The sequence below is a fragment of the Paenibacillus sp. Negev47 genome (assembly GCF_058313655.1).
In genome coordinates this window covers 637,034-651,475 of sequence record NZ_CM177754.1, presented here as the reverse complement: position 1 = coordinate 651,475, position 14,442 = coordinate 637,034, and the positions used below count along the sequence as shown (strand labels likewise).

Sequence of the window (14,442 nt, the reverse complement as noted above, 5' to 3'; positions counted from 1 at the left end):
TTAGGTTGTTACCAGCAAATCTTGGGTCTCCTGAGAGATCACCTGCTGCATACTGGTCTTGATAATATCGCAACCGGCGGCCAGATGCTCCATCGAAATGGTCAGCGGAGGCATGATCTTCAGCACGAGGTCTCCTCTGCCGGCTCTTTCAATGATGAGCCCGTTCTCGAAACTGATCTCCGCCATCCGCTTCGCCCCGGCTTCATCCATAAAGCCCGAGACGTCAATGCCCCAGATCAGGCCGAGTCCGCGGATGGCGATGGACGGATGCAGAGGCTTGATTTCTTTATCAAGAAACGAGCGCACAAACTCTTCTTTCTGCTTCACTTGGGCTTCCAGGGCGGCTCTGTCCCGGAACTCGAGGGCGGCCTTGGCGGCCACAAAAGCGAGCTGATTACCGCGGAAGGTGCCATTGTGCTCGCCCGGCGTCCATAGATCCAGTTCGGGCTTCAACAGCAGGAGGGACATCGGCAGGCCGTACCCGCTGATCGACTTCGACAGGGTAATGAGATCCGGCTCGATCCCCGCACGTTCGAAGGAAAAGAATTCGCCTGTCCGGCCGCAGCCTACTTGAATCTCATCCGTAATGAGCAGGATATCGTGCATTCGGCAAAGCTGCTGCAGCCCGCGCAACCACTGCGCGTCGACGACGTGAATTCCTCCTTCTGCTTGTACCGTTTCAAGCAGGATCGCGGCCGGCTTGTCGATTCCGGAGTGCGAATCAGTCATGATATTCTCGATATAGCCGAGCGTATCCATTTCTCCGAAAGCCCCACTCGGGTGCGGCATGAACGTAACTCCATCCAGAGGAAGCCCCGCTCCTTCCCTCATGGACTTGGAGCTTGTCGCCGACAGGCTGCCGAGCGACATACCGTGGAACCCGCCCATGAATGCGAATATCCCGGATCTCTTCTTCGCTTTGCGTGCGAGCTTCAGGGCCGCTTCCACCGCGTTCGTCCCCGTCGGACCGCAGAATTGAAGCTTGTAATTCAGCTTCTTCGGCTCCAGAATCCGCTCCGAGAAGCTCTGGATGAATTCACGCTTGGCCATTGTATACATATCCAGACCGTGCATAATTCGGTCGGAGGTCAAGTAATCGAGAATCTGGTCCTTGATATAATCGTTGTTATGACCGTAATTCAGTGCCCCGGCACCTGCAAAAAAATCAATATATGCTCTTCCATCCTCAGAATATATAAGGTCCCCCTTGGCCCGGTCGAACACTACCGGAAAGCTTCTGCAGTACGATCTTACGTTGGATTCCAGCTTTTCAAAAATGCTCACTCGCTTCATCCTCCATCGGAATTGGGATAAGGTTGGCCCATTCTTTCTGAACCTTCCTTTCTGAACCTTCTGACGTCATGGAGCAACATATTCTCGTTGTCATTTTCCACAATTGTTGGTCCCCGCATGCCGGCTTGCTGGGTATCCAGTGGACTGGTCTCTCGCGCGCAGCTTATACAGGTATATAAAACCTATAATTCCATGTTCTAGTATAATAGGGAATATGACCTAGGTAGAATTATATCAAAATTTCGAAGAATGTATAGTAAATCTTTTGTTAAATATAGTAAAACTTTTGTTAAATTTGGTCTATAAAACATAAATGTGTTAATTTTTCACCTAAAAAGGAGGAAGGGAGAAGAAACGCTGGGAATGGTTTGCCATCAATCGAGGAATTCGACGCGTGTCGACATTCAGGCGAGATATCAGAAATTTGGTAAAAATCCCTAGTGGACATTCTCTGCCGTGCTCCGAATCCTTGCGCTTTGCGATAACTTAACATGATTACCTGACGAATCTTTGGAAGTCTGGCTGGAAACGTGACCGGATGTCGGCTGGATATTCTGCCCCTCCTCATCAAACCGTATGTAAGGTTTTCTCTCAGACGCTTTCCGATGTCCGTCATTCATGTGCATGCAGATTACATAGCAGCGTTCTGAGTCTGAGTTGAACGGACATTAATTTCACTTCGCGTAATGAGCTCCTCCATCGAGCTCGTTAATGCTTCTTGGAGTACCCTTTTGTGAGTCGATGAAGTACCGGTCACGTTTAGTCATCTTCATTTCGCTTTACGTCGTAGCATAGTAGGTTACGCGAACCCTGTATTTTCGGGTTTAAATATTCCAAATTTTCTTGGAATGATTTATGAGCATATTCGCAGGTTCTAGTCATTCCTTCACGACTTCCCTAATTCGCTCCTCTGCCTTACTTCAGAGCATTTTTGAATCGCATAATATACTTGGCTTACGGAAAATTTCGAGCATTTGCCTCTGCTCACAAGCTTGCTCACGGCGAGGTTTTACACCCCTTTATACCATGACGGACTTACTGCCACTCTAAATCTTATCTTTAAGACTTGAGCAAAAATATTACTTTCTCCCGTAGAATCCAATAGTCTTAATAAACGCATGATACTAGTAAGTCAGACCCTACAAAGATACAGGAAATTTCCATTTAATTTTTGGGTCTCTTATTCAAACTTAAAGTTTTTTTGGTATGCAAGTTGGATACGATGCACGAACACAAATAAGGTGGTTCTAATATTCAGAACCACCTACTTTAACTTCTTTACCTACTTGATGAATAACGCTTTATTTTCATTTTTATAAAATCTATAGTTTCACTTTGGTAGTATCAGTCAATTTCTTGAGAATTGAAAGAGAACGATATGATTATGAATTACCAAGATCATGTCTAAGGAAAGCTTGTATTTATTTTGCTCTAATTCACTCAAAGTCCATTCACAAAAATTTTGGTTTTTTATGTAGTTTCCGAATGGGTTTTATCCTTTCTCCAAAAGTTGACATTGTTTGCCCCTCCTTAAACATCAAGAAAGTCCTGATGACTTAGAGTCATCAGGACCATTTTTGTTTAAAAATTATTATTTTACTGATTCTATTGATCAGCCAGTTATCCATGTCATTGGACAACAGTTCGTGTAGTTCCATACTTTTGTCGCTGGTTCCACACTTCTTCTTTATCAATGGACATAATTAAACATAAATGCCCTTACTCAACTGTTACGCTTTTCGCCAGGTTACGTGGTTTATCCACATCGTGACCCAGTGCCAGGGAAGCGTAGTATGCCAGCAATTGCAGTGCAACTACGGACAGAGCCGGGCTAAGCAATGGCAATGTTTTAGGAATTGCAAACGCTTGGTCTACGGATTTCAGCAATGGTGCTACGTGCTCTTCGTACGTAATTGCCAGTACATCCGCACCACGTGCTTTCACTTCTTTAATGTTGCTCACTGTTTTCTCAAGTACGTTTTCCTGTGTTGCCAGGGCAATAACAGGGATACCGTCTTCGATCAATGCAAGCGTACCGTGTTTCAATTCACCCGCAGCATAAGCCTCGGAGTGAATATAAGAGATCTCTTTTAGTTTCAACGATCCTTCTTGAGCTACTGCATAGTCAAGACCACGGCCGATGAAGAAGAGATGTTCATGTTTGGAGATTTGCTCTGCATATCCTTTGATTGCTTCTGCTTGCTCCAACATGGATTCCACTTGCTCAGGTAATGCTTGCATCGCTGCCAGCGTGTGTGCAATCTCTTCTGCAGATTGAGTACCACGAACTTGTGCAAGGTACAGACCGAGCAAATTGAACGCGATCAACTGTGAAGTATACGCTTTGGTAGAAGCTACTGCAATTTCAGGACCTGCCAATGTTGCGATAACATCATCTGCATCACGTGCAATGGAGCTGCCCACTACGTTCGTGATTGCCAGTACATGTGCGCCATTGGATTGTGCTTCGCGCAATGCAGCAAGCGTATCGGCAGTTTCACCAGATTGGCTCACTACAATTACGAGTGTATCTTTGTGCACGATTGGGGAACGGTAACGGTACTCGGAAGCCACATCTGTTTCAACCGGAATACGTACCAATTGCTCAATCACTGTACGTCCAACCAGACCTGCATGGTACGCTGTACCACATGCAATGATTTGAACGTTACGGATATTTTTAATTTGTTCTTCTGTCATTTTCAACTCAGGAAGTTGAACCTTTTTGGTTTCATTATCGATGCGACCCAGCATTGTATCACGATATGCTTTTGGTTGCTCATGAATTTCTTTCAGCATGAAGTGCTCGAATCCGCCTTTTTCTGCGGTTACAGCATCCCAATCGACACGAATCATTTCCCGAGAAATAAAGTTGCCTTCAATCGTCATCAATTCGACAGCATCATGTGTCAATACAGCCATTTCACCATCATTCAGAATGTACACGTTACGTGTATGTTCCAGAATTGCCGGGATGTCGGAACCAATGAAGTTCTCGCCTTCACCAATACCAATAATCAATGGGCTTGCTTGACGCACAGCTACGAGTTTCTCAGGCTCATGCTCTGTCAATACACCCAGTGCGAATGCGCCACGCAACAACGTGATCACTTTTTGCACTGTTTTAACAATATCACCATTGTATTCACGTGAAATCAGGTGAGAGATAACTTCAGTATCTGTCTCGGAAGTGAACGTGTGACCTTGAGCCATCAATTCGTCCTTCAGATCCAGGTAGTTCTCAATAATACCGTTATGCACAACAGAGAACTTCTGGCTTCCATCGGTGTGTGGATGGGAATTCTCATCCGATGGTTTACCATGAGTTGCCCAACGTGTGTGTCCGATCCCGGCATTACCTACCAGTGGTGCACCATCCAGCTTGGCTTCAAGGTTCGCAAGACGACCGAGAGCTTTCGTGATTTGCAGACCTTCCGGTGTGAATACCGCGATACCTGCAGAATCATAACCACGATACTCGAGTTTCTTCAATCCTTCGACCAATACCGATTGAGTGTTCTTATTACCAATATATCCAACAATACCGCACATAATTTATTTCCTCCGTTTGTATATGAATACTGTGTCACGAAGAGAAACAGGCAGAGGCGGCATACCGGAAAATGAATGATTGCCTAGCGTTTCATGAATACTTGTTACCTATTCAATTATCAATGATCAGAGCGACCTCGTGTCGCCCCGCTGTCATCATAAGCTGTTATGAATGCAATCATGAATGTACATCATTTTCCCGTCCGCGTACTGTTTACGCTCTTCACGCACATTCATTTGAATTTTAGTTTAACTCCTGCACCTACACCGGCGCGTTGTGTGGACAGTCACCCATCCATTTTCCGCAATCCGGTTTACGGCTCTGGTGCTTCACCGGGAGGTCCCCGCCGAACAATCCGAACACCTCCACCTCGTCAGCTTGATTGCCGTTGATCTTAATCAGCCGTTCTTCAACCTAGAAGAAATCCTGATCAACATCATCCCGCGCAACTCCAAGCTCTGGCGCTTGTGTAACTGTAACCTTACGTCCCTCACTTTCTGTGTCTGAATGACGACTCCACTCATTATATGCACGTCAGGTCCATTTTGCAATGGAGCAAAGTACCTGTGACAATTTCAGCATATTTACCCACAATCCCGACCGGATAAACGGACCCTTAGTCTCATCAGGCCGGGACGCAGGAATATTCCACTATAAGTCCTAAATCTTGTTCTATTAGCCCCCTTTTACACAACAATTCCCTTTAGAGAACCGTATGCAGAAGGGATTTCTTCCAGTCCTATACCAGTTCTTTTTGCACTACATCTGCGATTTGAGACACATATTGTTCAAGTTCTTCTTTATCTGGTCCTTCCGCCATAACACGGATCAGGGATTCAGTACCTGAAGCACGAACGAGTACACGTCCATTATCGCCGAGTTGTTGTTCTACTGTAGCAATAGCTTGCTCAATCGCAGAATTTCCCTCATATTTGCTCTTATCTTCAACACGCACATTGACCAATACTTGTGGGTACTGGGTCATCAGCGCTTTTAGTTCACTCAGTTTTTTACCTGAAGCCTTGAGTGTATCCACGAGTTGAATCGCAGTCAGCATACCGTCTCCAGTTGTATTATAATCCAGGAAAATAACATGGCCGGACTGCTCTCCGCCCAGGTTGTAACCGCCGCGACGCATTTCCTCCATCACATAACGGTCACCTACTGCCGTTTTAGCTGTTTTCAGTGCAAGTTTCTCCGTTGCTTTGTAGAATCCGATGTTACTCATAACGGTCGATACAACGGTACTGTCCTTCAACTTGCCTGCACGATTCATTGCATCACCACAGATACACAGAATGAAGTCTCCATCCACCTCAGCGCCTGTCTCATCAATAGCAATCAGACGATCGGCATCCCCGTCAAAAGCAAGACCCAGATCCGCTTTATGTTTGAGCACTTCCTGTTTCAGGTTCTCTGGATGAGTTGATCCACATTGCTCATTGATATTCAGGCCGTTAGGCTCAGCGCCAATAGCAATAACTTCTGCGCCAAGTTCACTGAATAATTTCGGTGCGAGCTCATAAGCTGCGCCGTTTGCACAGTCCAGAACAATTTTAAGACCAGAGAATGACTCATTTACAGTCGTTTTCAGGAAATCGAGGTAGCGATAGCGGGATTCCTCATCCGTCGTTAAGGTACCCAGACCGCCACCAACTGGCCGTGGCAATTGATCTGTCTCCGCATCCATCAGCTCTTCAATCCGGTTCTCTGTCTCATCGGACAGCTTGAAGCCATCTCCGCCAAAGAACTTGATTCCGTTATCTTCAACCGGATTGTGGGAAGCCGAGATCATCACGCCCGCATCAGCCTTCAACAAACGTGCAATGTATGCCACTCCCGGAGTGGATACAACGCCCAGACGAATTACATCAGCGCCGATGGACAACAGACCTGCAACCAATGCGGATTCTAACATCAATCCCGATATACGAGTATCCATGCCGATAACCACTTTCGGTCTTTCCACACCCCCTGCAAGCACGTAACCACCACAACGTCCAATGCTGTAAGCCAGCTCTGCCGTTAGCTCTTTATTGGCAACCCCTCTTACACCGTCTGTACCAAAATATTTCCCCATGATTTAACTCCTTCTATTCGCATCATATACGAGCACTGTTATTATTTTTTAAACATTTTAGAATTAGAACGTTACGGATTTGAGCCACTTTTACTGCCACTACCGCTGTTATTATTATTTAAATTACCTCGATTGGTTGTGCTCCCCTGTTGACCCTGATCCTGATTGTCCGTATTCGATTCCGTCTCTTCTTCATCAGGAACAGGCTCGGTTTCCCCATTTTCAACCTCGGCTGGTGTCGGGTCAGGTGCTACCGTTCCCTCATCCGTCGGTTCTTCGCCAGGAGTGGTCGTTGTATCTTCAGCCTTTTCGCTAATTTTGACCGTTGCACTCAGAGCATTAGATGATTCATCCAGTTTGGCAAAACGGGGCAGGTCGGCTTCAAGCTCGATCTCATGCGTTCCGACCGCAAGTCCAGCAAGATCCCCCGTCAACGTGAGATCATCACTACTCAGACCCTCAAGCATAGTCGCTGAGCCTGTGAGTGTGAGGTTTAGACCGCCACTTCTAGGCGTAACCAGCGTACCTTCCAGTCCATTCCCCGCACCCGTAAGTGTGATGGGAACATTCGGAAAGACTTTCGTCGTCTCCTCTGCCTCGTCAAATGGGGATATGGTTACCTTAATCTGAATCGAACTAGGCTCGATTTTCTCAAAACCGGAAGGCGGCGTCAAGTCCACGTTAACTGTCGACGTACCCGACTGCTCAAACTGCGTCAGATCAAGGGTTACTTGGTCGTAGGACTGTATACCCGCAAGCGCATCCTCTGATCCATAAACCGAGACTTCTTTCACGCTTGGCTCTACCGTGGAGAGAACCAGGCCTTCAGGCAACTGTCCCGAATATTTGATCCTTAAGGGTACAGATGTATAGGGCTGATTGACCGGAACCCGGACTTCAACCGTTTGTGGCGTTATAATCGCATTTTCAAGGACCTTTCCTTCAGCATCGTATGCCTGAAGCTTCACTTTTTTCTGTATGACATCTTCCTTGGCATCTTTCACGCTCACACTGCCCTGGACCTTCGCTACAGCCTCTAGTTGCCCTTCGGGCAGAGTTACCTTAACCGGAGCTGAAGGTTCAACTACGGGCGTCCCAGCACTGTATCCGGCGGATGTTTCTCCTTCGGGTACAATATTCACATTGAAAGATTTGGTGCCCAATTTTTCTACATTCACGGTAACCATGGAAGGTTCCATGCTGACCACTTCTACCCCGGAAGGCAGATCAGGCAACAGCGGAAGTGTATTAGACCCATCTTTCACCTGACTCAGATCAACCAGTACCTTATAATCGTCATTGGTAAAAATCGATGTTAGCATCGAACGCTGCCCTTTGATTTCCAGCCGGACCTCATCCGTACTTAATGAAGTAAGCACATAACTGTTGCTATCTAATCCATAAGGTTGAACAGGCACCGTACGTTCCACAACCTTATTGGTTGTCCCTGTCGTAATCGTAGGGGTGGTTGGCACTTCATCCAGATGTATCATGAACCAGAGCAGCAGGCTTACCGCAAGTGCAAGTATTTTGGCAAAGTTATTGTTGTTAAACCACTTATCCATTGTTACGTCCTCCCTTCCGTTTCCAGAAGGTTGTCCAGCCATTCTTTTTCAGATTGGAAGTAGGGCGCAACTCCTCATACAGTTTGGCAATCAGCGACTCTTCCTTAATATCACGAACGACCTGTCCATTCATCGCCAGCGACACCTGTCCTGTCTCCTCAGAGACAACCAAACAGATCGCATCTGCAACTTCGGTAATCCCGATTGCTGCACGGTGGCGTGTTCCCAATTCCTTGCTGATAAACGGATTTTCTGATAATGGCAAATAACAGGCTGCCGCCGAAATTTGTTTTCCTTGTATAATGACGGCTCCATCATGGAGCGGTGTATTTGGAATAAAGATGTTAATCATCAGCTCAGAGCTGACGAGAGATTGCATCTTAATGCCCGATTCCGTGTAATCGTTCAGACCCGTTTCACGTTCAAATACGACCAATGCACCTATTTTACGCCGTGACAAATAATTAACAGACTTAATAATCTCACCAATTAACACCGTTAACTCTTCATCACTTGCTGCCGCTGAACGTCCAAACAGCTTCCCACGTCCCAATTGCTCCAGACCACGACGCAGTTCCGGCTGAAAGATAATGAACACCGCAACGACTCCAAACGTAAACATCTGGTTCATCAACCACTTGAGCGTATACAGGTTTAGCCACGTACTTAATGCCCAGATCAGCACAAGGAACAGAATCCCTTTTAGGAGCTGAACCGCACGCGTACCCCGCACAAGCAAAATCAGTTTGTACATAATATAGGTAACGATCAATATATCGATAACGTCCTTAATGGACTCTTTCCACGTTAAGTCAGCAAAATAATTCATAAGCCAGCCCCCGCTATCCCCATTGATGAGTGAACCCTGATCTCATATTAACCCATTAGGATTTTATATAATCCTTTGTCTCCGCATTTTACATCATTGGATTCCTGCAAAATGCTTATCTATATGTAGTAGTATGTTCTCTTTAGTATCTAGGTTATAACGTTAACGTTCAGGTTGCAAGTTACGGCAGTCACAAACTGCACATAAACATCACATTTACCATGAATTACAAAGTTTACGTATAAAAAAAGAGTACCCCATGCAATCTGGAGGTACCCTGCTTGGTATATACCATTGAAGATTTACCCTGTTCTAGCGATAAGCTACTTCATTTACCATATTGGTTATTTTGTACCAGAACCAGTCCAGCGCCTGATCAATACTTTTCACCTGACCTGAAATATGCGCCGTTGAAGCCTGAAACAGTTGTCCGTCGATAACCGTCAGATTGCCGTTCACATCACCATATACTTGTGCAGTTCCATTTTCTATCGTAAGATCGCCAGCAATAGACTTACCTTCAGGAACAATAACCGTGTTACCCTGAATCACGATCTGGTCCAGATTATTTCCCTTAACGACCATTTCGTTGTTCTGATTCCAGAAATTCAAGGCGCTAAAGAGCATCACGACCAAAAAGAAGGCTGCCGCCGTCAGCGCGGGATGTCCTTTGACCCATTTGAGCCATACTTGCTGTCTCTTGGGCTGGGGCAGAGCATTCATAATTCGATTGGTCAGCTCATCCGAGGCAGACGGTGAATAGTGTTTCATGGCAAAGAGTAACATTTCCGTCTGTTCCAACTCTTTAAAGCGCATGCGACAATCCGGACAGATCACAAGGTGACTTTTCAGTTCAACCTTCTGGGCCGGGGACAACGACTCATCCAAACATTCATGCATTAAAGAGACGGCCGAGTTGCAATCCATATGAGAGCCAATCCTTTCTTAAATCACTTAGTCCATGAGCCATTAAAAAGCACGCATAAGACTTGCATACATTACATACGCATCCGTTTCGGATATGTTTCAATTAATTTCGCCCAGATTTAAAGACGTTTAACATTTATAACTTATACTCCAATTTTTTGCGTAGAAAATCACGGCCCCGATGAACGCGTGTCTTTATCGTTGTTACGGGCATACCTGTCACATCACTGATTTCCTGTAGCGACAAGTCCTGTAAATATCTCAGAATCATAACGGACTTATACTTGGCTGGCAAACTGTCAATGGCCTCACGAATGAGTGTCTGCGTCTCTGACAGAAGTGCTTCACTCTCCGGTGTACGATCATCACTCGGGAGCATCGCATAACCATCAGATCCTTCTTGATCATTCAGTTCGGCATCTAACGAGTATGAAGGTTTCTTTCTGCGCAGTCGGTCAATACACAGATTGGTCGCAATCCGGTAGATCCAGGTTGAAAACTTCTGGTTCGGATCGTACTTCTCCATATTACGAAACACACGCAAAAACGTCTCCTGCACAACGTCTTCAGCTTCATGACGATTGTTCAGCATCCGGTATGCCAAATGAAACAGCTTGTCCTTATATAGTTCAACGATTTCTGCGAAGGCTCTCTGGTCGCCCTTAAGCACCAGTTTCACAAGCCTATTCTCCAAATTGTCCACCCTTATTCCCCCAGACATGCTGATGGGTCTTCCGTCTTCTGATACCCGTCCACACTTGTAATTCACCAATCAAATCGTAAATCAACTTTGGTCAAAAATCAAGACTGTATGACAAATATCCGCCAAAAACAGTAAAAACGGGAACTCCAGTAGGAGTCCCGTTTCATCTCTCACTCCGTAGAGCAGAGAATGGAGCTTATAGTTAACAAAGTAATGGGTACTTTGTTTCATAAAATCATTCATTTGCAACAGTATAATAATCAACCTGTATTACGCAGTCCTGCAGCGATGCCGTTGATTGTCAGCAATACTTCTCTAAGGAGTTCCGTATCATCCTCACCACGTTCGCGCATATCTCTGAGTTCGCTCAGAAGTTGAACCTGCATGTAAGACAACGGGTCGACATAAGGGTTACGAAGACGAATGGATTCTTGAATAACCGGTACATCATCCAGAATTTCAGCTTCTCCGGTAATTTTAAGAATCAGCTCTTTTGTGAGCTTGAATTCAGCTTCGATCTGACCGTATATGCGATCACGCGCTTCCTTGTTGGAAGTCATGGCTGAGTATTCTTTGGCAATCACCAGATCTGCTTTGGCAATTGCCATCTGCACCGTATCAATCAATGTGCGGAAGAATGGGAAGCTTGCATACATTTCTTTCAGGACAATCAGATTTTCCTCTTTATCCTGATAGTAACTTTGCAGTCCTGTTCCTGCCGCATACCAGGCTGGTAGCAGATAACGACTTTGTGTCCATGCGAATACCCACGGGATCGCTCTCAGGTCTTCAAACTTGTCGCTATTTTTTCGCTTGGATGGACGGGAACCAATATTCAGTTCCCCAACCTCCGGAAGCGGTGTTGATTCCTTGAAGAAAGTGAAGAAGTCTGGATCACGGAAAATCAGATCCTGATATTTTGTCAGGGATACTTCCGAAATCTCTTTGATGATGCTGTCCCAATGGCGCTCGGATGCTGACTCTTGCGGCTCAAGACCATTAAGTGCTGCTGTGATCAGAGCCGAAGTTGCTTGCTCCAGACTGCGGTATGCAATCCCTTGAAGGGAATAACGGGAAGAAATGACCTCTCCCTGCTCCGTAATCTTGATGCCTCCACCAATCGTATGCGGTGGTTGAGCAAGAATACTACGGTTAAGCGGCATGCCGCCACGACCAAGAGCTCCGCCACGTCCATGGAAGAACTTCAGTTTAACACCGTGTTCATTACCTACAGCCGTGATGGCATTCATTGCTACGCGCAGTTCCCAGTTGGCTGTAACCACTCCGCCGTCCTTGTTACTGTCTGAATAACCAAGCATGATTTCATGCAGTTCATTGCGTCCTCTTACGCTTGCGCGGTATACAGGAAGGTTGAACAGCTTCTGCATAATATCCGAAGCCGCATGTAGATCATCAATCGTTTCAAACAATGGAACTGCCTGAAGTGTAGATGTAATTTCACCGTTGTGTCCTTTGGTGAACAAGCCCACTTCCTTCGCAAATACCATAACCTCCAGCAAATCACTTGCGCCCTGCGTCATACTGATCAGGTAACTGGTGATACAGCCGGCCCCGAACTCGTTCTGGGCACGCTTAATGGTACGGAAGACATCCAGACACTCTTTGGTTCCCTCCGTGTATTGATGATAAGGAGAAGTAAGCGGACGCGGATCATCCAGCAGACGAGCAAGCAGATCGATTTTACCGTCCTCTGTCAGACGCGCATAATCTTCTACAATGTTCATTTTGGCCAAAATCTCAGACATCGCATTTTCATGTTCCTTACTGTGCTGACGCACATCCAATGCTGCGGTGTGGAAACCAAACAACTCCACTTGACGAATCATTTTGCGAATAGTCGTATCAGCTACGTAATCGGCAAAATGATGGCGCAGACTTCGATCAATAATCATCAGATCATCAATCAAATCCTGAGCGCTATCATAACGGTCAGGCTGACCTGATTTGTTCTCATCCAGTACATTGTTCAGCTTGGCTATCATATAAGCCAATTTGATGCGGTATGGCTCTTTCTCATTCCGCCAGATATCCACTTTTTTCAATGTAACATAATTACGGTCCTGCTCAATCGACTGCACCAGCTCATCCGATACATGGATGATGTTCGTGCTGAAGCTGAGGTGGCCCATAAGTTCAATCATAATCCGTTGGTATTCACGCAAAGCGAGCTTGCGTTGCATTAACAGCGTCTGCCATGTTACATCTGAAGTTACCGAAGGATTTCCATCCCGGTCTCCACCGATCCAGGAACCGAAACGCAAATACGTCGGCACATGCCAGTCATGGTCAGGATAAAATTTATTCAGGCAGCGTTCCAGCTCCTGATATACATCCGGAAGTACGTGGAACAACGTTTCGTGAAAATAATACATCCCGTTCCGCACTTCATCGAGTACAGTCGGTTTGCGGTCGCGAAGTTCATCTGTCTGCCAGAGTGTAATAACCTCATTTAGCAGTTTTTCCCGCAACTGTTCCCGTTCACGTAACGTCAGCGTAGGATTATCAAGTAGCATGACATCTTCGGATATCCGTTTGTGGATGTCCAGAATAACCCGGCGCATGGCTTCGGTTGGATGAGCAGTCATAACGAGTTCCAGTGATAATTCGTCCAGAATCTCTTCTACTTCCGTATGAGACAGTCCACGTTCCTTGAGATCCTGTACTGCTTTTTGTATTGATCCTGGCTGTACCGCGTCCCCTGCAGAACGCTCATAATCCCGTTTACGCCGGATCCGATGGTTTTGTTCAGCAATATTAACTAATTGAAAATAAATAGCGAAAGCCCGAATAACCTGATGACGATTGTCCGAGTCTAATTCCTGGATCATCGTTTTGAACTCTGCATACAGTTCCGGCAGAAATTCTGCACGCAATGATTTGCTCGTTTCCCGAATCTTCTCAACGATATCTAGAAGCTCCGTGCCGCCTTGATGGACAAGAACTTCCCCGAGTATATTGCCCAGGAACCGCACGTCTCGCCGAAGCAGGTTGTTGGATTGGCTTTTGCTGGCGGTTACCATAGTTTCAGTCATGCTTATCCTCCCATCTGATCGTTCCATTCGTACACGTAAATTTGACACCTTCATAACATCATACAATAAAATGGCACGAAAATCTTTACTTTTCTACTAGAAAAAATGGGGTTTATCCCCGATTTACAGCACAAAAACACGCTTTTTTATTCATTTTCTTGTTCTGCTTCAATTAATGGTCATATGCTGTCGCATGATACCTTTTTCACGTACTTTAGATAACTCAAATGTCTCATACCTATTCTTAAAATTTCATAAATATGCAGTGGCTTTAGATATATCCAATGTACCTGATTGTAAGGTTGAACCGCATAATTTCATTGCCTAAAAACAGATGCCATACAAAGAAACATGACCGGCAAAGCAAGCTTTTGTATACTTTACCACAGTGACGCAATAAATTAAAGATGTAATTATAAATTTTCTTCCTATACAGTCT

At 45.6% G+C, this 14,442-nt stretch carries 8 protein-coding genes; all 8 read right to left on the bottom strand.

All coding sequences use genetic code 11. From position 1 onward, the window contains the following. A complete protein-coding gene (gene ectB, locus AC4G47_RS03130; RefSeq protein WP_491104707.1) occupies positions 1-1,284 on the bottom strand; it encodes a diaminobutyrate--2-oxoglutarate transaminase in 1,284 nt (427 codons plus the stop codon). Between the two features lie 1,728 nt (positions 1,285-3,012). Next, the gene (gene glmS / locus AC4G47_RS03125; RefSeq protein WP_491104705.1) at positions 3,013-4,845 is read right to left on the bottom strand and encodes a glutamine--fructose-6-phosphate transaminase (isomerizing); all 1,833 of its coding nucleotides are present in this window, start codon (positions 4,843-4,845) and stop codon (positions 3,013-3,015) included. 740 nt (positions 4,846-5,585) lie between these two features. Next, complete coding sequence (glmM, locus tag AC4G47_RS03120) at positions 5,586-6,926, bottom strand: phosphoglucosamine mutase (protein ID WP_491104704.1); 1,341 nt, start codon at positions 6,924-6,926, stop codon at positions 5,586-5,588. Between the two features lie 71 nt (positions 6,927-6,997). Then, on the bottom strand, positions 6,998-8,491 hold the full coding sequence (locus AC4G47_RS03115; RefSeq protein WP_491104702.1) for a CdaR family protein: 1,494 nt from the start codon (positions 8,489-8,491) through the stop codon (positions 6,998-7,000). Further along, a complete protein-coding gene (gene cdaA, locus AC4G47_RS03110; protein WP_145325921.1) occupies positions 8,484-9,320 on the bottom strand; it encodes a diadenylate cyclase CdaA in 837 nt (278 codons plus the stop codon). The genes AC4G47_RS03115 and cdaA overlap by 8 nt, the downstream gene beginning before the upstream one ends. A gap of 312 nt (positions 9,321-9,632) precedes the next feature. Beyond that, on the bottom strand, positions 9,633-10,247 hold the full coding sequence (locus AC4G47_RS03105; protein WP_017692118.1) for a zf-HC2 domain-containing protein: 615 nt from the start codon (positions 10,245-10,247) through the stop codon (positions 9,633-9,635). A gap of 136 nt (positions 10,248-10,383) precedes the next feature. Next, positions 10,384-10,950 carry an RNA polymerase sigma factor SigW gene (sigW, locus tag AC4G47_RS03100; RefSeq protein WP_017692117.1) on the bottom strand — a complete coding sequence of 189 codons (567 nt, stop codon included), beginning with the start codon at positions 10,948-10,950 and terminating at the stop codon, positions 10,384-10,386. Positions 10,951-11,210: 260 nt separating this feature from the next. Next, complete coding sequence (gene ppc, locus AC4G47_RS03095) at positions 11,211-14,003, bottom strand: phosphoenolpyruvate carboxylase (RefSeq protein ID WP_491104701.1); 2,793 nt, start codon at positions 14,001-14,003, stop codon at positions 11,211-11,213. Positions 14,004-14,442: the final 439 nt, after the last annotated feature.

Bases quoted from the DNA above. Each gene is read 5' to 3' on its own strand.
- cdaA (WP_145325921.1), bottom strand. From the start codon at position 9,320: ATGAATTATTTTGCTGACTTAACGTGGAAAGAGTCCATTAAGGACGTT.
- glmM (WP_491104704.1), bottom strand. From the start codon at position 6,926: ATGGGGAAATATTTTGGTACAGACGGTGTAAGAGGGGTTGCCAATAAA.
- AC4G47_RS03105 (WP_017692118.1), bottom strand. From the start codon at position 10,247: ATGGATTGCAACTCGGCCGTCTCTTTAATGCATGAATGTTTGGATGAG.
- AC4G47_RS03115 (WP_491104702.1), bottom strand. From the start codon at position 8,491: ATGGATAAGTGGTTTAACAACAATAACTTTGCCAAAATACTTGCACTT.
- ppc (WP_491104701.1), bottom strand. From the start codon at position 14,003: ATGACTGAAACTATGGTAACCGCCAGCAAAAGCCAATCCAACAACCTG.
- glmS (WP_491104705.1), bottom strand. From the start codon at position 4,845: ATGTGCGGTATTGTTGGATATATTGGTAATAAGAACACTCAATCGGTA.